Annotated in this window: 15 protein-coding genes; 3 read left to right on the forward strand and 12 right to left on the reverse strand. The window is 42.4% G+C overall.

Going from position 1 to position 18,173, the window contains the following annotated elements:
* Positions 1 to 20 precede the first annotated feature (20 nt).
* The 5 genes from J0654_RS11455 to J0654_RS11475 form a co-directional block, all read right to left on the reverse strand.
* Positions 21 to 1,352, reverse strand: coding sequence for a TolC family protein (locus tag J0654_RS11455; protein ID WP_207029074.1), 1,332 nt, complete (start codon positions 1,350 to 1,352; stop codon positions 21 to 23).
* A complete protein-coding gene (locus tag J0654_RS11460) occupies positions 1,353 to 1,958 on the reverse strand; it encodes a TetR/AcrR family transcriptional regulator (RefSeq protein WP_207029076.1) in 606 nt (201 codons plus the stop codon).
* Between the two features lie 90 nt (positions 1,959 to 2,048).
* The gene (locus tag J0654_RS11465) at positions 2,049 to 2,198 is read right to left on the reverse strand and encodes a hypothetical protein (RefSeq protein ID WP_207029078.1); all 150 of its coding nucleotides are present in this window, start codon (positions 2,196 to 2,198) and stop codon (positions 2,049 to 2,051) included.
* A complete protein-coding gene (locus J0654_RS11470; protein WP_207029080.1) occupies positions 2,176 to 2,613 on the reverse strand; it encodes a hypothetical protein in 438 nt (145 codons plus the stop codon). The genes J0654_RS11465 and J0654_RS11470 overlap by 23 nt, the downstream gene beginning before the upstream one ends.
* The gene (locus J0654_RS11475) at positions 2,603 to 3,151 is read right to left on the reverse strand and encodes an RNA polymerase sigma factor (RefSeq protein WP_207029082.1); all 549 of its coding nucleotides are present in this window, start codon (positions 3,149 to 3,151) and stop codon (positions 2,603 to 2,605) included. The genes J0654_RS11470 and J0654_RS11475 overlap by 11 nt, the downstream gene beginning before the upstream one ends.
* Before the next feature lie 173 nt (positions 3,152 to 3,324).
* Between J0654_RS11475 and J0654_RS11480 the strand changes: the two genes are divergently transcribed.
* Positions 3,325 to 4,308: a polyprenyl synthetase family protein gene (locus J0654_RS11480; RefSeq protein WP_207029084.1), complete on the forward strand. Its 984-nt coding sequence runs from the start codon at positions 3,325 to 3,327 to the stop codon at positions 4,306 to 4,308.
* Here the strand turns inward: J0654_RS11480 and J0654_RS11485 are convergent.
* The 3 genes from J0654_RS11485 to J0654_RS11495 all read right to left on the reverse strand — a co-directional run bounded on the left by J0654_RS11485 (position 4,305) and on the right by J0654_RS11495 (position 8,750).
* The gene (locus J0654_RS11485) at positions 4,305 to 5,447 is read right to left on the reverse strand and encodes a lycopene cyclase family protein (RefSeq protein ID WP_207029086.1); all 1,143 of its coding nucleotides are present in this window, start codon (positions 5,445 to 5,447) and stop codon (positions 4,305 to 4,307) included. The two genes, J0654_RS11480 and J0654_RS11485, sit on opposite strands and share 4 nt — an antisense overlap.
* A gap of 104 nt (positions 5,448 to 5,551) precedes the next feature.
* Positions 5,552 to 6,466: a carbon-nitrogen hydrolase family protein gene (locus tag J0654_RS11490; RefSeq protein ID WP_207029087.1), complete on the reverse strand. Its 915-nt coding sequence runs from the start codon at positions 6,464 to 6,466 to the stop codon at positions 5,552 to 5,554.
* A gap of 49 nt (positions 6,467 to 6,515) precedes the next feature.
* Positions 6,516 to 8,750, reverse strand: a complete 2,235-nt coding sequence (locus J0654_RS11495) for a TonB-dependent receptor (protein WP_207029605.1) — start codon at positions 8,748 to 8,750, stop codon at positions 6,516 to 6,518.
* 115 nt (positions 8,751 to 8,865) lie between these two features.
* Here J0654_RS11495 and J0654_RS11500 point away from each other — a divergent pair, with 115 nt between their 5' ends.
* Together J0654_RS11500 and J0654_RS11505 are read left to right on the forward strand one after the other, a co-directional pair.
* Positions 8,866 to 9,522: a metal-dependent transcriptional regulator gene (locus J0654_RS11500; RefSeq protein ID WP_207029089.1), complete on the forward strand. Its 657-nt coding sequence runs from the start codon at positions 8,866 to 8,868 to the stop codon at positions 9,520 to 9,522.
* Positions 9,522 to 10,343: a ZIP family metal transporter gene (locus J0654_RS11505; protein ID WP_207029091.1), complete on the forward strand. Its 822-nt coding sequence runs from the start codon at positions 9,522 to 9,524 to the stop codon at positions 10,341 to 10,343. Before J0654_RS11500 ends, J0654_RS11505 begins: the two co-directional genes overlap by 1 nt.
* Positions 10,344 to 10,349: 6 nt before the next feature.
* Here J0654_RS11505 and J0654_RS11510 read toward each other — a convergent pair whose 3' ends face one another.
* The 4 genes from J0654_RS11510 to J0654_RS11525 form a co-directional block, all read right to left on the reverse strand.
* The gene (locus J0654_RS11510; protein WP_207029092.1) at positions 10,350 to 11,477 is read right to left on the reverse strand and encodes an efflux RND transporter periplasmic adaptor subunit; all 1,128 of its coding nucleotides are present in this window, start codon (positions 11,475 to 11,477) and stop codon (positions 10,350 to 10,352) included.
* 2 nt (positions 11,478 to 11,479) lie between these two features.
* Entirely contained in the window at positions 11,480 to 15,829 is a 4,350-nt protein-coding gene (locus J0654_RS11515) for a CusA/CzcA family heavy metal efflux RND transporter (protein WP_207029094.1), read from the reverse strand.
* A 77-nt stretch (positions 15,830 to 15,906) separates the two neighbouring features.
* Positions 15,907 to 16,305: a hypothetical protein gene (locus tag J0654_RS11520; RefSeq protein ID WP_207029096.1), complete on the reverse strand. Its 399-nt coding sequence runs from the start codon at positions 16,303 to 16,305 to the stop codon at positions 15,907 to 15,909.
* Positions 16,306 to 16,385: 80 nt separating this feature from the next.
* Complete coding sequence (locus J0654_RS11525; protein WP_207029098.1) at positions 16,386 to 18,131, reverse strand: glycoside hydrolase family 13 protein; 1,746 nt, start codon at positions 18,129 to 18,131, stop codon at positions 16,386 to 16,388.
* Positions 18,132 to 18,173: the final 42 nt, after the last annotated feature.

An 18,173-nucleotide genomic window follows, 5' to 3' on the forward strand; every position in this document is an offset into this window, starting at 1 on the left:
ATGGAATGGTTTTCTCTTGTTTATTGATTTAAAATGTTTTCCAGCTCGGTCTTTTTGTTGATGACATCGACCATGGATTGCAAATACTCTTGTTGACTGGTATATAATTGGGTCTGGGCCTGCCTCAGCTCAAAACTGGTTGCCAAACCTTCGGAATATTTAATTTGATTTTTCTTTTCGATGCGCTCCGCAAGCTCCAAATTGTCCTTGTAGGTACCATACTGTTCTATGGCCAGGATATAATCACTTTTGGCACTTTCCAATTGAAGGCGGATCTGTGCCTGTGCTTCTGTAAATTGGGTTTTTGCTTTTTCCAAAGCAATCTTGGCCCGTTGGGTACTGGCACTTCTTTTTAAGGAACTAAAAATCGGAATATTAAGGTCTATCCCTAAAATAGATGAGCCAAACCATTGTTGGCCGCTATTTAAAAAGTTGAAATTGTCGCTAAAGGAATTCCCTCCATAATTGACAAAGGCGTTCAATGTGGGCAAAGCATAGCTTTTGGCCAATTTTAACTCCAATGCCCGTTGTTGGTTGAGGTTCGCGGCCATTTTGTAGTCCACATTGTTTTCTATGTTGAATTCGGAATCAATCAATCCCAAATCAATTTTGCTTTGGGTAAGGTCGTCCAAGTTTTCCGTAAGCACAGTTGGGCTTTCAATGGGAAGCCCTAGAACAAGGTTCAACATTTGTAAGGTGATTTCCTCCATGCGACGGGCATTTTTAAGTTGGTTGTCCACCGTGGATAGGGTTATCTGCAATTGGTCCACACTTTCTTCGTCACCCAGTCCGTTTTCGTAAATGCGCTTGGTTTCATAAAGATTTTCTTCAAGTGTAGCCTTGTTCCTCTCCGAGATCAATACGCTCTCCCGGGCCAGTAGTACGTTGCCATAAGCCTCTACAACGGCTTTTCGAACATCCAGTTCGGTTTTTTCCTTGTTGTTTTGACTATATTCCAAAAAGGTTTTGGTTGCTTGCACCCCAACAATGTAGGAGCCATCAAAAATTTGTTGTGTCAATGTCGCTGTTGCCGACATGGATTGTGCTTGTCCAAAAACAACTTCTTGGTATGTTCCAGGTTCCCCGCCAAAAAATTCCGCAGGAATCTGGGCAACGGGTTGCTTTAATTGATTTTGATAACTCACTGCCCCGGAAATTTGAGGAAGTCCATCTGCAATGGTTTCCCATTTTTGTTTTTGTGCATCTATAATGTCTCTCGAGGCATTGATAGCGCTGTAATTGTGTTCCAATGCATAGGATATTGCCTGGTCCAAGCTAAAGCTGGGTATGGTATCTTGTGCAGATGCCATCCAGGGAAGTATGAGCAGTAGACTGATTAACGTTTTTCGCATTTATTCTTGATTTGAATTGATGATTGAGTTGAGTATTTTTCTTCCTTTTGGCGTAACAATGCCTCTTAGGTGATATTCCAAATAGTTGTCCAACAATTGCGGTTGACTAAAAATATCGGTGGGGAAAAGTTTGTTGTTTTTAATGGCCATAACCCCGGTAAAATAAATTCGGGATACAAATTCAACATTGAGATTGTCCCTGTATATCTCCATTTCCATGCCCCTCTTTACATTTTCCGAGACACATTTATTGGTGCACTCAAACTGTATTTCCATAAGGGACTTGAATATTTTGGGGTAATATTTTTGTAGCTGGTACAATGGTGAGGATTTTTCATCTTTCATATGGACCATGACGAATTTTTTAATCTCGTAGAGTTCTTCAATAGGGTTCTTTTCCAACGAAATGATATCGTTGATACCGCATGTGATAAATTCGGACATGGTCATGGTTGTTTGTTCGACCAAATCACTTTTGTTTTTGAAATAGGTGTAAATCGTTTTTTTGGATATCCCCATTTCATTGGCAAGATCGTCCATGGTAACGCTCTTGAACCCTAGGTTCAAAAACATTTCAGATGCTTTTTGTATAATACTTTCCTTCATAATGAGGGGCCAAATGTATACATGGAAACTTTAAAAACAAAAAAAGTTTCCATGGTTTTACATTTTTTTAACGAAGGATTGATTTTTTGTTTAAATGGATTCCTTTCCATTTACCAACACGGGGCTAAGTTGGGGATCCTTGTTCTCGGTGTCGGCATCAATTTTGCCCAATCGCCAAAAAAAAGGACTGAATCGTGGTACGTATTTCTTTTTATGGCTATTCTTCTTTTGCTTTATCATGATTCTCGTTTTTGATTTTTTCAACATATGCTTTAAAGGCTTCTTCGCCCTCCTCTTTCCAAAATTGGTCATAGTGTTTCCACTCATCAAAATCCCTTCTCCAGGGCGTACATTTATTGGAGGATTTAATTTTCTTTTTGTGACTTGAGCCTCCCTTGCTTTTTCCACCGCCACCTCCTCCAAAGCCAAATAATAGTTTAGCAAGGATGAAAATTCCAAGGGCCTGCCAATAGGTAACCGTTCCCACACCAAAAAGGTCGGGCATGAGCCAGTTCCAAAGCCTCATCAACAAGTAGTTGGCCAACAGGAATATCAGTACGCCCAGTATGACCATGGCAATAACTTTAACCACTTTTTTTACGGTATTTTCCACCTTCTTTTCTACAGCCTTCTCAAATTCTTTTTTATGTTCCATAACTCAGTTCTTTTAAATTCTCCAATGTTTTTGATAATTCCGACATGGCACGATGTCTTCGGGACATCAGGGTTCCTGCCGGTATTCCGGTTTTTTCTGCTATTTGTTTGTAATTGTATCCTTCAAAATCTATGGCAATGATGATGTCCCTGTATGCCGGTTTTAAATCTTCAACGGCATTTTTAACGGCTTGCTCCATTTCTGGGGAATATCGGTTGTCCGCATCACCATAAAATAATTCCGCAAATTCCCGCCATTGTTGATCAATATCCTCGCTGGGCAGTTTTCTTTCTTTTTTGCCACGCATAATATCTATGATCCTGTTCCGTATGGCATTGTACACAAAGCCGCCCACATTGGTTATGGGCAGAGCATCGTCCGATCGGGAAAACATCCGTAAAGCAACATCCTGTACAATGTCCTCAGCTTCACGCTCCGATGTATCCCTGATCTTGGACTTCACGTAGGAGCGCAGCGATCCGTACTCCTCATTAAAGAAGTTGGCCAGATTGTTACGGTTATCGGTTTTGCTTGCCATTCAGTTGGATCAGGTTGCTTTTCACTTATAGAGACGAATAAAAATTATTTCATTGCAGTTTTTCTGAAATTTTTTCAAAACGGAGCCCATTTTTCAAATTTGGATACTACGAATCCATGTTTTAAGCTGGAGTCTTCATCTCAAATTCAATATTTGAATGTATTTTTGGCTCCATGTCAGATATCGATATCATTAGTCAGTATAGGGAGCAGTTTGTTACGGATCTTAAGGCAAGGACCCAGTTAGGGGAGCCTAAGAATTTGTATGAACCTGTACAATATATTTTGGGGTTGGGAGGTAAAAGAATGCGGCCCATACTTACTTTAATGACGGCCGAGGCCTTTGGAGGAAAAGCCAAAGATGCGCTGGATGCCGCCTTGGCGGTAGAAATGTTCCATAATTTTTCCTTGGTACACGATGATATTATGGACGATGCACCATTACGAAGGGGAAAAACCACGGTGCATGAAAAATGGGATGTGAACACGGGAATCCTTTCGGGCGATGCCATGTTGATTTTGTCCTATCAATTTTTTGAAAGCTATCCGGCAGAAACATATTTTAAACTGACCAAGTTGTTCAGCAAAACGGCCCTTGAGGTATGCGAAGGCCAACAATATGATGTGGATTTTGAGACCCGTGACGATGTAACAATCCCGGAGTATTTGAAAATGATCGAATATAAAACTTCGGTTCTGGTCGCTGCTGCGATGAAGATGGGTGCCATTGTGGCCAATGGATCTGAGAAGGATGCAGACGCCATTTATGAGTTTGGTCGTAATCTAGGTATTGCATTCCAATTGCAGGACGATTACTTGGATGCTTTTGGCGACCCCAAAACTTTTGGTAAACAGGTCGGGGGGGATATTATGGAAAACAAAAAGACTTATTTGTACTTAAAATCCTTGGAAAAAGCCTCTAAGGACGATCAAGATGGTTTGTTGCACCTATACTCCATTAAACCAGAAGATTCCACCGCGAAAGTAGCCGCGGTAACAACTATTTTTAAGGAAAGTGGTGCCGTGGAAGAAACCAAAAAGGCCATAAAAAGTTTTACTCAAAAGGCGTTTGATGCTTTGGCGGAAACCGAACTTCCAGAGAAAAATAAGGCATTGCTAAAGCAATTTGGCGAAAGTTTGATGGAGCGGACCACTTAAAAGATCCGCTTAAACAAAGCTTTAATAAACGGCATGGGCTTGGGAGCCGTTACAATTTTGAGCTCTTCCCATAAATTGGTTTCATTCTCGAGAAATTTTAAGATCAGCGAAGCTTTTCTTCTTTTGAACATCGACTCAAAAATTTCGTGTCCCAAGTGATTGTTCTCGTACAGAATATCCAACAAAAGCATATCGTAAAAAGTAAACCTGCTTTTTTGGTAAAATTGGGATAATGGTTTGCCTGCCTTTACATGTTCCACCAATTTGGGTACTTGCCTACTTGTGTTGTAAAAGGTATAACCTGTACTTGGTTTTGCCCATCCACCGACAATTCCAATATAAAATATCCGGTCGGAATTGTGCTTATGGAACGGATAACAGGTCATTGGGATACTACCATATTCAGTTTCTTCAATCGTGTATGGAGTGTCGCCAAACTTGGTTTTAATATATGTTTTGATGGCTTCCTCGTACTCATTTGTTTCCAATAAATGCTCAGAGAACAAGGTGTACTCCACCAAGGCTTGGTTTTCCGAAAAAGGAAGCACATACATAAAGCGCGTGTTGCCTTTTTGGGGGACCGAAAAGTCCATAAAAGTGGCTTCTCCAAATTTAAATACCGACTGTTCGGTTTTTATTGTCCATCCTACAAAATGTTGTTGTAAAACGGGGAATTTACTTTGTTTTAAAGGGATTGAAGCATCATACAGACTGGAAAATACCGTTTGTCCTGTATATTTTTTAGAGGCAGTGGTCACTAAAACCTCTTTTTCTTGCTCATCAACATCGGTTACTTCTTCCTGCGCCCAGGTAATGTTGGGATAGGCTTTTACCTTAGGTAAATAGTGGTTGTTGAAGTCAATACCGCGTAACATCTTGTAGGTGTATGGTGCAATGGAAGTTGATTTTTGAAGTTGTTGACCGCCTACATAAATATGGTCCCAAGTTTTATAAATCAACCCATCATAAGGGCCATTACCCCGTTCCCAAAAACACCAGGTACGGTCGTTTTTGGATTTGTTGTCCTTATCCAGCACCAAAATGGATTTGGAAGCAAAGAACTCGTCCTTGCCCAAGGCATCGGCCAACAAAAGGCCGGCAGCTCCCGCTCCTATGATGATGTAATCGTAATGGGGCATTCTTCAAAAATAAGAAATGTGAAGTGTTGAATATTACTTTTCATCAAACAGTAGACAGGATAAAACACTAATGCTCCTTCGAGAATCTTTTGACAATATTATATCTAATGGGAAAATTTGAAATTAAAAACATCCGGTCGAGCGTAATGCCCAACTACATCAAACATTCTTTTTGCTTTTATTATATCCTGTAAATTGATATCCGCATATAGGATTCCTTCTTCTGCTTCTAAAGGTCCTGCGATTATTTTTCCGTTGGGCGCAATAATGAGACTATTGCCCACATTTATCCATTCCCTGTCTTTAGGGTAAAGGTTCTTAAATTCAAATTCATCAGGAATATTATCCATTTTTAGGGCCATACAGGTACTTATTACAAACAATCCTCCTTCTCTTGCAATATGTTGCATGGACTGAATCCAGTTTGGACTTTTATCCCAAGTGGGTGAAGTCAAAATTTGCGTACCCATTTCATAGATTGCCGTTCGAGCCAAGGGCATATAGTTTTCCCAACAGATCAATCCAGCTATTTTCCCAACAGAGGTGTCATAAGACGATAGCGTACTGCCATCGCCTCGAGACCAAACCAATCGTTCTCCACCTGTAGGAATCAACTTTCGGTGTTTACCCAGGATTTTTCCGTTATGGTCAATAAACAAAAGACTATTAAATAAGCTAGTATTACTGGTTTCTGAATTACGCTCATGCAATCCGATTACAACATTGATTTTTGCTTCTTTGGCGGCCTTGCATAGTTTAATTGTGAATGCATCGGGAATAGAAACAGCATTTTCCACCAATCTTAAATAAAGCTCGTTTAATTCTGCTCCTTTACTATTGGGAACAAGCCATACCCAATCTGGATATCCAGAGATAAATGCTTCTGGAAATACAATAAGTTCGGCTCCCTTTCCCCCAGCTTCTTTAATGGCATTGCAGGCTTTCTCAACTGTTCTTTCTTTATCAAGGAAAACAGGGGTAAGTTGGGCAGCGGCTACTTTTTTTATATTTCTGGCCATATGAATCGATTTACATTTCCTATGTAAGGTAGTTAATCTTTATTCAACTCTAAAAAACCGTATACCGTAATCCAAAAAAACCACGTATGCCCTGATTGGGTCCGTACACATAAGAAGGGTCGAAGGTAAGTGCATAGGGATTGTTCTGAGTTGCCACGGCATTGCCGCTATTGTCAAACGTGACTTCCTTGTCAAAAGGGTCGTTAGCCCGTGCGATAATAAATGGGTTGCCACGGTTTGGTGTCCAATCCAATAAGTTTTTCACTCCTCCATACACCTCAAAATTGTTCAGTCCTTTGTAGGTAAATTGAATGTTCTGGATGCTCCAAGTGGGTGAATACTCACTTCGTGGGTCCATATCGCCCAAAAGAGGCAGTCGCATCGGTCCGTACAAGTTCCCTGTATAATCCGCGGTAAGCTTTAGCGAATGAAAAGTGTACGATAAATTCCACGTAGCTGTAATACTTTCGGTTAGGATTTGCTGTTGGGTAACCCCATTTTCGGTGCTACTTACGTCTTGCCAAGTGGCCCCGACCATAATCTTAAAACTGCTCGGAAATGCTATGTCCAAGTTGGCGCTTACCCCTTGGGAAACCGATTTTCCGTCTAGGTTATCATAAATGATTTGGTTGGGATCAGTCTCATAATCTGGGAGGATAACGTTCGAGAATCGAGTGTAAAATGCAGAAGCATCCAACCCGATGAAAGTACCATTGTCGCTATATATTTTCTTCAAATAATTGATGTTTACATTCACGGAGCGTTCTGGCTTCAGTTCTTCTGCTATGATAACCTCCCTAGACCCTGTAAGCGCTGCATGATCTTCGGTAAACAAGTTGACTACACGAAATCCAGTACCCGCATTTACCCGAAAGATATCGTTGTCGGAAACCTTCCACTTGTAAGCTGCTCGTGGGGTTAGAATGTTGCCGTGGCGTTGGTCATAATCGTACCGTAGTCCGGCCAAAAAAGAATGTTTTGGAGCAAAGGTGTATTCGTCCTGTGCAAATACACTAGGAATCCAGATATTGTCGGCCTCGGTGGTCGCGGGCGTATTGTCGTCGTAATAATTATAACGGATTGCACTCCCCAACAACAGATCGTGATTCCCAGCCGCCTTGTCCCAGGTCAATTGCGCAAAACCAATACGTTGGTCCGCCAAATATTCCGTATCGCCGTATACCGAGTTTTGATTGTGATCATTATAGGAGAAGGAGAGGAGGAACTTTTCCTTGAACGGCAACTGATATTTCCCTAGCAATTCCCATCTTCGGGTATAAATGCTTTCCCCATAGATTTCATCCCCGCCTCGGTACTCTGGGGTCCACTGCATTTCGCCACCCCAGCGGTCCTCGTAGAAAAACCGTCCTGCCAAAGAGAACAACCGGTTGTCCTCTCTTTCAAAATCCCATTTTTGAAATATGGAGATGCGGTCCTGAAGGGTCAGATCGGTAAAATTATCACCGTTATTGTCCACAGGAACATCATAATTGAAGTAGTTGAGGCCCAAAAGCAGGTTCGTTTTATCACTGACCGATATTTTACTGCCCACATCCAAATTATACTCTCCCCAGCCTGTGGCAAAGCCATCGGCAAAAAATTCGGGTGCACTCAAAGCATTTTTTGTAATGATGTTGATGAGTCCACCGACCGCTTCGCTGCCATAAAGTGAGGAGGCGGGACCTTTAACGATTTCAATCTGCTCGATCAGGGAGTTTGGGATGCCTGTGAGGCCATACACTGTACCCAAACCACTTACAATGGGCATCCCATCGATAAGAACAAGGGTATATGGTCCCTCCAATCCATTGATATGGATATCGCCCGTATTACACACGTTACAATTGATCTGTGGACGAACCCCGTTCACATTTTGAAGGGCATCAAAAACGCTGGCGGTAGGGTTCTTTTTCAAAAACGTAGGGGAGTAGACCTCCACTGGCACAGGACTTTCCAATCGGCTTACCGGTTTTAGGGTGCCCGTCACTACTGTTTCGTCCAAACTTTGTGCGGAGGGTTCCAATTGTATGTTGATGGTTTTATTGGCTCCTGCTCCTAGGCTGATTTTGGTTTGATACGGTTGATATCCCAATGAAGTCACTAAAACCACATAATCTCCTGCCTGAATGTTGGTCAGCTCAAATACACCATCAATATCCGTGGCCGTTCCTATTTCAGTTTCTTTCAACAGCACGTTGGCTAAGGGCAAGGGCTCTCCGTTGCTGGTAACCTTACCGTTCAAAGATGCCGATTGGGCAAAACAATAATTGCAAGCCAAGGCCATCCATAAGAAGGCGAGATGTCTGTAGATTGATTTCAATTAATAAAAATTTAAATTTAGACAAAACTAAAAATAGATTTTGTTAAATAAAAATGTATTTTTGAAAAAAGATTTTTTAATGACCCGATCAGAGGAGAATTATTTAAAGACGATTTTTCATTTGGGAGGTGGCGATTCCAAGTCCATTACCACCAATGCCATTGCGGAGCAAATGGAAACAAAACCATCTTCGGTAACCGATATGGCCAAAAGATTATCGGAAAAAGGATTGGTGGATTATGTTCGCTATCAAGGTGTGTCGTTGACCGATGCTGGGGTGAAAACAGCTTTGTCCATTATTAGAAAGCACCGTTTATGGGAAGTTTTTTTGGTAAAGAAACTTGATTTTACTTGGGATGAGGTACACGAGGTGGCCGAACAATTGGAGCACATCAAAAGTGAAAAGTTGATCGATAAGATCGATGAGCTTCTTGATTTTCCCAAATACGATCCGCATGGGGATCCCATCCCAACCAAAGATGGAAAGTTTCAGGAGCGCGATGAAAAATTGCTCAGTGAAATTCCCATCAACTCCCAAGGAGTATGTGTGGGAGTCAAAGATTCTTCAGTACCCTTTCTAAAATTCTTGGACAAGAATAAAATCGCTCTTGGGAACACCATTAAAGTAATGGACAAGGAAGATTTTGACAATTCCCTTCGTATTCAAATGGAAGGAAAAGAAATGCGAATATCACATCAAATTGCAGCTAACCTTTATGTAAAAAAGAACGACTGATGGAACACGTAATTCAATATTTTCAAGAAATAGACCCTGTATTGGCAGCTTTGTACGCTACACTTTTTACTTGGGGACTGACCGCTGCTGGGGCAGGTCTGGTGTTTTTGTTCAAAAGCCCGAATCGGGCCCTATTGGATGGAATGTTGGGATTCACTGGAGGTGTAATGGTAGCTGCCAGTTTTTGGAGCTTGTTAGCGCCAGGAATTGAAATGAGTCCTGGTGACGGTTTTGTTAAAGTGATTCCGGCAGCTGTTGGCTTTTTAACGGGCGCAGCCTTTATTTTTGGGCTGGATAAAATTTTACCTCACTTGCACATCAATTTTAAAATAGATGAGGCAGAAGGGGTAAAGACGCCTTGGCATCGTACCACCTTGTTGGTCTTGGCCATTACATTGCACAATATTCCAGAAGGATTGGCAGTTGGTGTTCTCTTTGGAGGAGTAGCTTCAGGCTTTGAAGGGGCAACCATTGGTGGTGCTGTGGCTTTGGCGTTGGGCATCGGTTTGCAAAACTTTCCAGAAGGTTTTGCCGTTGCGGTACCTATGCGTAGGCATGGTCTCAGCCGAAGAAAAAGTTGGATGTACGGTCAGGCATCTGCCTTGGTAGAACCCATTGCTGGTGTATTGGGGGCTTGGGCGGTATTGACCTTTGAACCTATATTGCCCTACGCACTTGCATTTGCCGCTGGAGCGATGATCTTTGTGGTAGTGGAAGAGGTGATTCCGGAAACACAACAGGATAAATACACCGATATCGCCACAATGGGCTTTATCGGTGGATTTATAATTATGATGACCTTGGATGTGGGTCTGGGGTAAATTGATCTATCCTCCGATCAAATCAAACACACCCTTGACCAAAAATTGGTCTGTTTCGTTAAGTCCGGTCGATATGATCTCGGTATACCCATCAAAGGTACCACCTTGTTTTACAGCCACTCTCTCAAAGGTGTAGCCTCCATCCTTTTTATCGATCAACTTAAGCACATAATAGTTGCCCTCTGATTCGATTACGGCTTCTTCGGGCAACGACCAAGTTTTGGTTGTATCGGTCATGATCATCGCATCTACGAACATTCCCGGCAGAAAGTTACCGTCCTCTTCGTGGGCCAAGTGTCCATGGACCTTAATTGTTCGTTTGGCATCGTCAATGGATGTTCCCACTAAATGTACTTCCGCATCAAAGGCTTCTTCGGAAGCTTCTGGAATCTTGAACTGGATTTTTTGACCCTTCTTCACTTTTAAAATATCCTTCTCAAAAACCGTGAGCTCCAAATGTACATGGTCATTGTCAACGATTTCCAAAATTTCGGTAGCGGGCGAAACATAGCTTCCCTTGGCCACGTTCATTTTTGTAATGCTTCCAGCAATGGGAGCATAAATGGCCGCCTGTGATGAGATATTTCCTTGTTCCACTTTACTTGGCGAAATATTCAGCATTTGTAATTGCTCTTTCAAGCCTTGATAGCGTGCCTTGGCCATTTCGTAGTTGCTTTTTGCTTGAAGAAAGTTTTTTTGGGAGGCGATTTTCTCATCAAACAGCGTTTGGTTCCTTTCAAACTCTGCCTTTAGGTAATCCAATTGATTGAATACCTCAAGGTAATCCTGCTGCATTTGTACAAACTCCTGATTTTCCAACACTACCAATAGTTGCCCTTTTTTTACCTGATCACCGACAAGTAGCGATGTCTGTTTTACAAAACCGCCCATAAACGCAGTAATGCTGGCCCGGTTTTCTGGTGGAACATCGATCATTCCGGATGTCTCCACCATTTTGGGAAAGGTTCTTTTTTCCATTGCACCGATCATAAGGTCGTTGGTGTCGAATTGATCCTGTGTGACCACGATCCCAGATTCTTCCCCTTGTTCTTTGGTAGCGGATGCTTCCTTGTTCTTATCGCCGCAGCCCATCAACAGAAGGAAAACAGCAGCTATTTGAAATATATGTTTCATTGTTATAATGTTATTGTCAAGTAATTAATGGCGATTACGGTTTGATTGTATTGGTTGAGCACATCCAAATAATTGAGCTGGATGTCGTAGGCGTTTTCCAAACTTTGTATGTATTGGAAAAAGTCGATTTCCCCATTTTGAAAGTTTCCGGAGGCCGCTTTCAAAATTTGATCGGAAAGAAGACCGCCTTCATCCTCATAGTAAGAGAGCTCCTTGGCCTGTTGCTCGAGTTGCCCTAGCAACGTTTTATAACGCTGGTTCATGGCTACAGTGATTTCGGTGTTCTCCATCTCTGTAATCTTTGTCTGGATTTTGGACGACTTCACTTTACTACTGTGTCCAAAGAAGAAAATTGGTATACGGACCCCTAATTGAATGCCGTACAAAGATGTTCCAAGACCACTGTTGGTTCCTTGAAAATATTCCAAGTTGAGGTCGGGCAACAATCTATTTTCCTCCAGACTCTTTTGGGCATTGCTCAGCTCTTGGCGATTGTCCAAAAAGGAGGTCTCCGTTTGCAACATCCCTTGGGAATTCAGTACCACGAGCTTTTCTGGTTTTTCATCCATAATTTGCAGGGTATCCTCACTTTGCACCAAACTCACAATCCGGCCATAAGTGGTCAGGATTTGTTGCTTTACCTTCGAATAGGTGTTCGCAATCTGACGTTGTTTGGCAGTGGCCGTCACTTTTTCCAAATAGTTGGTCTCGCCGAGTTCAAAACGTCTGTTGGCCGCATGGGCGAATTTGCTGTAAATACTATCGAGTGTACTGTAAAGTTTTGCTTTTTGATTTAATGTCTGATATTGATAGTAGGCATTGCTCAACGATTGGTACAGTTGCTTCTTCTGAATTTCAAACGATGATTTCTGAAGTTCATAATTCGATTTTTGAAGCCTGTTCTTGGCGCCGTATACCGTAGGGAACTCGAACTGTTGTTGCGCCCCAAAAACCTTGAGGGGTTCTCCGTTCAATGCCAAGTTGTTCTCATCATACTGGTAGTAAACATCAGTTTTATCGAACTCAAAAGCCGTTCCTTTAAGGGTTTCTGCTTGATCTACCATTAAAGAACCAGCTTGGATTCCCTTATTGTTTTCCAACGAAAGGGCCATCAAATCTTCCAAGTTCAATTTGGTTTGTGAAAAACCCGAAAGAGAAACCAGTAGTAGCATCATTGTCAATGCGTTTCGTTTTCTCATTCTTCGTTCTTTCCTTCTTTTTCTCATACCACGGAATTTTATGTTGTGGGTGTAGGCATATAAAACGGGCAATATTACCAATGTGAGCATGGTGGCCGTCACCAATCCACCGATTACCACGGTAGCAAGGGGTCGCTGCACCTCGGCACCTGCATTGGTGGATACTGCCATCGGCAAAAAGCCCAAAGCGGCAGCGGAAGCTGTCAACAATACCGCACGTAGTCTATCCTTGGTTCCCTGTTTGATCAGGTCCTCCATGGAGTCAAAGTCTTTTCCTTTGAGTTCTTTAAAATGTTCAATCAATACAATTCCGTTCAAAACGGCAATACCAAAAAGAGCGATAAACCCAACTCCAGCGGAAATACTAAAGGGCATATCTCGTAACCAAAGCAGTAGTACACCGCCCACTGCGGAAAGTGGAATGGCAGAGAAAATAAGCAAAGCTTCCTTCACTGAGCCAAAAGCAAAGTAGAGCATGATAAAGATGAGCAACAATGCAATGGGCACAGCGATCATTAATCTTGCTTTAGCATTTTGAAGGTTCTCGAACTGCCCACCGTAGGTAATAATGTATCCAGGAGGCAATGAAATGTTTTCATCAACCAAGAGTTGTACATCGTCCACAACGGATTGAAGGTCTCGGTTCCGCACGTTGATGCCCACTACAATACGTCTTTTGGTATCATCACGTGAAATTTTTGCTGCTCCTTTTTGATAGGTGATCTCAGCCAATTCACTCATCGGGATTTTGCCGCCGTTGGGAATATCCACATAAAGGTTTCTGAGGTTGGATATATCCTGACGATTCTCCGAATCCAATCGAACGGCAAGATCAAACTGTCTTTCCCCTTCGAATACACTTCCCACGACTTTGCCTGCAAACCCCATGGAAATCATTTCATTGAGGTCGGCAATGTTAAGTCCGTGACGGGCGATTTTGGCACGGTCGAAGGATACGTTCATCTGCGGAAGACCTTCTACTTTTTCCACAACAATATCGGATGCCCCTTCCACATTTTGGATAAGATCTTTGATCTCGTTGGCCTTTCGGTTCAATGTTTCCAAGTTCTCCCCAAATATTTTAATGGCAATATCGGCACGTACCCCGGTAATCAATTCATTGAAACGCATTTCAATGGGTTGGGTAAACTCGACCTCCATTCCTGGAATCACTGTTAGGGCTTCTTTGAACTGATCGGCCAATTCATCCTTGGTTTCGGCGGAGACCCATTCATCTTTGGGCTTTAATGCAATAATCACATCACTTTCTTCCATCGACATGGGGTCCGTGGGCACTTCCGCGGCACCGATACGGCTCACCACTTGCTTTACCTCAGGAAACTGATCTATCAGAATCTGTTCAATTTTAGTGGTCGTCTCCACGGTCTTGGCCAACGATGTTCCGGTTTTTAGTATGGGTTGAATCACAAAATCCCCTTCATCCAAAGTCGGTACAAATTCGCCTCCCATGGTAGAGAACAACAAGATGGCCCCTACCAGCAAGGCAGCGGCAATGGAAAGCACCATTTTTTTGCTTTTCATGGCCCATTCGATTACGGGTTCATATTGCTTGTTGATCCAGTTGACCAAACGAACGGATATGTTTTTTGACGATTCCTTTGCTGGTTTTAGGAATAGGGCAGAAGCTACGGGCACATAGGTAAAACATAACAAAACAGCTCCCAAAAGGGCAAAACTGAATGTCAATGCCATGGGCTTGAACATTTTCCCCTCTACACCGCTAAGTGATAGTATCGGGATGAAAACAATTAAAATAATGAGCTGTCCAAATACGGCAGAGTTCATCATTTTAGTGGCTCCCTCTACAGTGATTTTATCCTTAATGGATTGAGTAGCTTCCTTACCTAAGTTGACAATTTCTGCCTGTTTTCGAGAGATTTGGAAAGCAATGTACTCCACAATGATCACGGCCCCGTCTATAATGATACCAAAGTCAATGGCCCCAAGACTCAACAAGTTTGCATCGACCCCAAAAATGTTCATTAAGGTGAGTGCGAAAAGCAAACAAAGGGGTATTACAGAGGCTACAACAAGGCCCGAACGCCAGTTGCCCAGCAGCAGTACCACTACAAAAATCACAATTAAGCACCCTAAGACCAAGTTCTCGGTAACAGTGAATGTTGTTCTTCCGATAAGCTCACTGCGATCCAGAAATGGGTTAATGTAAACCCCTTCCGGAAGCGATTTGGAAATGGCATCCACTCGTTCCTTGACCGCTTCGATGACGCGTTTGGAATCGGCATCCTTAAGCATCATGATCTGGCCGAGCACTTTTTCGCCCTCTCCATTTCCTGTAATGGCACCAAAACGGGGCGCACTTCCAAAACCAACTTTGGCCACGTCCTTAATATAAATAGGAATGCCATTTCTTGTGGTCACCACAATGTGTTCAATATCCTTAAGATTACTCACCAAGCCTTCGCCGCGAATAAAATAGGCTTGGTTCACTTTTTCGATATAACCGCCACCGGTAACACTGTTGTTTTTTTCCAATGCAGTAAAGACCTCTCTTGCCGTAATGTTCAAGGCATTGAGCTTTTGGGTCTGGATGGCCACCTCGTATTGCTTGAGGTGTCCTCCCCATGTATTTACTTCGACCACACCTGGAATACCCGAAAGCTGACGTTTTACGATCCAATCTTGGATGGTGCGCAGCTCTGTGGAGGAGTACTGATCTTTATATTTGGGCTTTACATCCAGAATGTACTGATAGATTTCTCCCAACCCTGTTGTGATGGGACCCATCTCGGGGCTTCCAAATCCTTCGGGGATTCGGCTGGATGCAGATTTAATTTTTTCGGCGATGAGCTGCCTTGGCAAAAAGGTGCCCAAATCGTCTTCAAAGACTATGGTAACCACGGATAGCCCGAACTTGGATACCGAACGGATTTCCTTTACGCCCGGGAGGTTGGCCATTTCCAGTTCTACCGGATAGGTGACAAACTTTTCCATGTCCTGTGTGGACAAGCTCCTCGAGGTCGTGATTACCTGGACCTGATTGTTGGTAACATCGGGAACGGCCCCGATAGGTATTTGGGATAGTGAGTATAAACCCACAATGGCTATGGCCGTTGTAAATAATAGAACAATAAACTTGTTCCTAATACTAAAGTTGATAATTTTTGAAAACATGATTCATATAAATGATAGCATTATTAAAATGGAATAAGGCTTGATACAAGTCTTCAGCTAAGCTGAAAAAATATGAATTATGCTTGTTTGGGCGGCTGAAAGGGATCGTCTCCCCAAATGTGGGAGTAAGATATTTGATAGTGAAAATTTCCTTTGGTGGCTACGGGTATTTCGGAACGGGAGTCAACAAAGTTGTCAGCGCCAAGCACAAAAACCAAAGGCTGTGCACATTGGGTTTGATGCTGAAAAGGCAATTTTTCGTGCTCTTTTTGTTCTTCTTGGTGCTTTTCGCTGTGTGAAGCTTTAAGTTCCCCGTAGTGTTTGGAAACAAAAACCATAAAGCTATCACCATATTCCTCGTTGTGGAATTGGTAATGCTCAACTAACTGCCCGAGTTCCACCAAATCCTTAAAATGGATATTGGCACTTTGGAGTAAAATGAGCAGGGATATCCCTATGGTTACAATTTTATTCATCCTGACAAGGTAAAATTAAGAATAATACGCTGTAGGATAAATGACTGTGCTTAATTTAGAATTAATCTGATTTTAGGGGTTTACCCCTCAATGTTGAAAATTATGGCCTGATAGGGCTTCATTTTTACAGAATTCTCAAAGAATTCAACATCTGGGTAATTATTGATCAATATGGAGGGGTTGTCCCACTCATCTTTGAGTTTTGTTTCCGAGGTTTCTTCAGAAAAGTTTAACAGAACCAGCACTGTTTTATCGTCTAAAATCCTTGTAAATGCATAGATATTAGGATGTTCTGGAGCTACAAGTTCATAAGAACCATACACCAAAACAGAGTTTTGCTTTCGGAGCTCTGTCATTTTCCTAAAGTGGTTCAGTACAGAGTTTGGATCATCGTTTTCATCTTCTACATTGATATCCACATAATTGTCATTCACTGGAAGCCATGGTGTTCCATTGGAAAAACCTGCATGTTCGGAGTTGTCCCATTGCATTGGAGTTCTCCCATTGTCCCTGGATCCAAAATTGAGCTTCTTCATAAAAAGTTCCATATCCTCTCCTTCAGAAAGTGCTTTTTGATACCCATTGATCGCGGCAATATCCTGATACTGTGATATGGAGTCAAAATCGATGTTGGTCATACCCAATTCATCTCCGAAATAGCAATAAGGAGTGCCCCGCATGCTAAGTATAAAAGTATTCAAGAGTTTGGTAGAGGCACTTCTAAAATCATCGCTGTCGTTGCCCCACCTGCTCACCATTCTAGCTTGGTCGTGGTTGGCCAAGAAAATGGAAAGCCAACCATCTTCGGCAAATTCCCTGTCCCACTTGGTAAACACATCTTTCATGGTCTTTAGGTCGTATCCTTCATATTTGGGGATGTCCACACCTTCGAAAGCGTAGGCCATGTTCAATTCGTTACGGTCTTGGTCCACCAGTTTGTGGGCATCTTCAAAATTTCTCCCAGCCCCTTCGGCAACGCTCATCACGTTGTATTTGCTAAATACTTCCTCACTCATTTCCTTTAAATAGCTGTGCAATCCATCTTGCATGGCATAGTATTGAATAAAGTCCTTTTCAAACCCATCTGGAAACTTAGGGTAGGTAGTGTCCTTTGCAGCAAACTGGAAAGCGTCCAAACGGAACCCGTCCACACCTTTGTCGGCCCAAAATTTCATGATGTCGTAGACTTCTTGCCGTACTTTGGGATTGGACCAGTTGAGGTCTGGCTGTTTTTTGGCAAAATAATGTAAGTAGTATGCATCTGTAATGGAATCGTATTGCCATGCATCGCCCTTGGCATCGAACAAACTGTACCGGTATGGAGGTTCGCCCTTTTCGGATGGCCACCAATGGTAATAATCGCGATAAGGGTTGTCCCGTGAACTTCTGGACTGTTTAAACCATTCATGCTCGTCACTGCTGTGGTTTACCACAATGTCCATTACCAATTTAATGTCCCGTTGGTGCATTCCCGCAAGTAAACTGTCAAAATCCGCCATAGTGCCGAATTCTTCCATGATATCCCTGTAGTCGCTCACATCATAACCATTGTCTGCATTGGGTGAAGTATAGATGGGGTTGAGCCAAACAGCTGTAATGCCCAAACTTTTGATGTAATCCAACTCCTGAATGATACCTTGTAGGTCTCCGACCCCATCACCATCCGAATCTTTAAAACTACGGGGGTAGATCTGGTATACGATGGCTTCTTTCCACCATTTGGCATTTTCTACGGGAGGATCATGCTTTTCATCTTGTTTTTCTTTGCATGAGAAAGCGATTAAAAAGAAAGAGCAAATCATCACTTTTATAAAGGAACGGTTCATAACAGTTGGTTTATGTACAGATATCCTTAAAGGTAACGATTT

The organism is Flagellimonas profundi, assembly GCF_017313275.1.
Classification (GTDB): Bacteria; Bacteroidota; Bacteroidia; order Flavobacteriales; family Flavobacteriaceae; genus Flagellimonas; species Flagellimonas profundi.

What these genes read in the sequence shown, in the direction of transcription:
- J0654_RS11455 (WP_207029074.1), bottom strand. Translation starts at nt 1,352, where the DNA reads ATGCGAAAAACGTTAATCAGTCTACTGCTCATACTTCCCTGGATGGCA.
- J0654_RS11460 (WP_207029076.1), bottom strand. Translation starts at nt 1,958, where the DNA reads ATGAAGGAAAGTATTATACAAAAAGCATCTGAAATGTTTTTGAACCTA.
- J0654_RS11465 (WP_207029078.1), bottom strand. Translation starts at nt 2,198, where the DNA reads ATGATAAAGCAAAAGAAGAATAGCCATAAAAAGAAATACGTACCACGA.
- J0654_RS11470 (WP_207029080.1), bottom strand. Translation starts at nt 2,613, where the DNA reads ATGGAACATAAAAAAGAATTTGAGAAGGCTGTAGAAAAGAAGGTGGAA.
- J0654_RS11475 (WP_207029082.1), bottom strand. Translation starts at nt 3,151, where the DNA reads ATGGCAAGCAAAACCGATAACCGTAACAATCTGGCCAACTTCTTTAAT.
- J0654_RS11480 (WP_207029084.1), top strand. Translation starts at nt 3,325, where the DNA reads ATGTCAGATATCGATATCATTAGTCAGTATAGGGAGCAGTTTGTTACG.
- J0654_RS11485 (WP_207029086.1), bottom strand. Translation starts at nt 5,447, where the DNA reads ATGCCCCATTACGATTACATCATCATAGGAGCGGGAGCTGCCGGCCTT.
- J0654_RS11490 (WP_207029087.1), bottom strand. Translation starts at nt 6,466, where the DNA reads ATGGCCAGAAATATAAAAAAAGTAGCCGCTGCCCAACTTACCCCTGTT.
- J0654_RS11495 (WP_207029605.1), bottom strand. Translation starts at nt 8,750, where the DNA reads ATGGCCTTGGCTTGCAATTATTGTTTTGCCCAATCGGCATCTTTGAAC.
- J0654_RS11500 (WP_207029089.1), top strand. Translation starts at nt 8,866, where the DNA reads ATGACCCGATCAGAGGAGAATTATTTAAAGACGATTTTTCATTTGGGA.
- J0654_RS11505 (WP_207029091.1), top strand. Translation starts at nt 9,522, where the DNA reads ATGGAACACGTAATTCAATATTTTCAAGAAATAGACCCTGTATTGGCA.
- J0654_RS11510 (WP_207029092.1), bottom strand. Translation starts at nt 11,477, where the DNA reads ATGAAACATATATTTCAAATAGCTGCTGTTTTCCTTCTGTTGATGGGC.
- J0654_RS11515 (WP_207029094.1), bottom strand. Translation starts at nt 15,829, where the DNA reads ATGTTTTCAAAAATTATCAACTTTAGTATTAGGAACAAGTTTATTGTT.
- J0654_RS11520 (WP_207029096.1), bottom strand. Translation starts at nt 16,305, where the DNA reads ATGAATAAAATTGTAACCATAGGGATATCCCTGCTCATTTTACTCCAA.
- J0654_RS11525 (WP_207029098.1), bottom strand. Translation starts at nt 18,131, where the DNA reads ATGAACCGTTCCTTTATAAAAGTGATGATTTGCTCTTTCTTTTTAATC.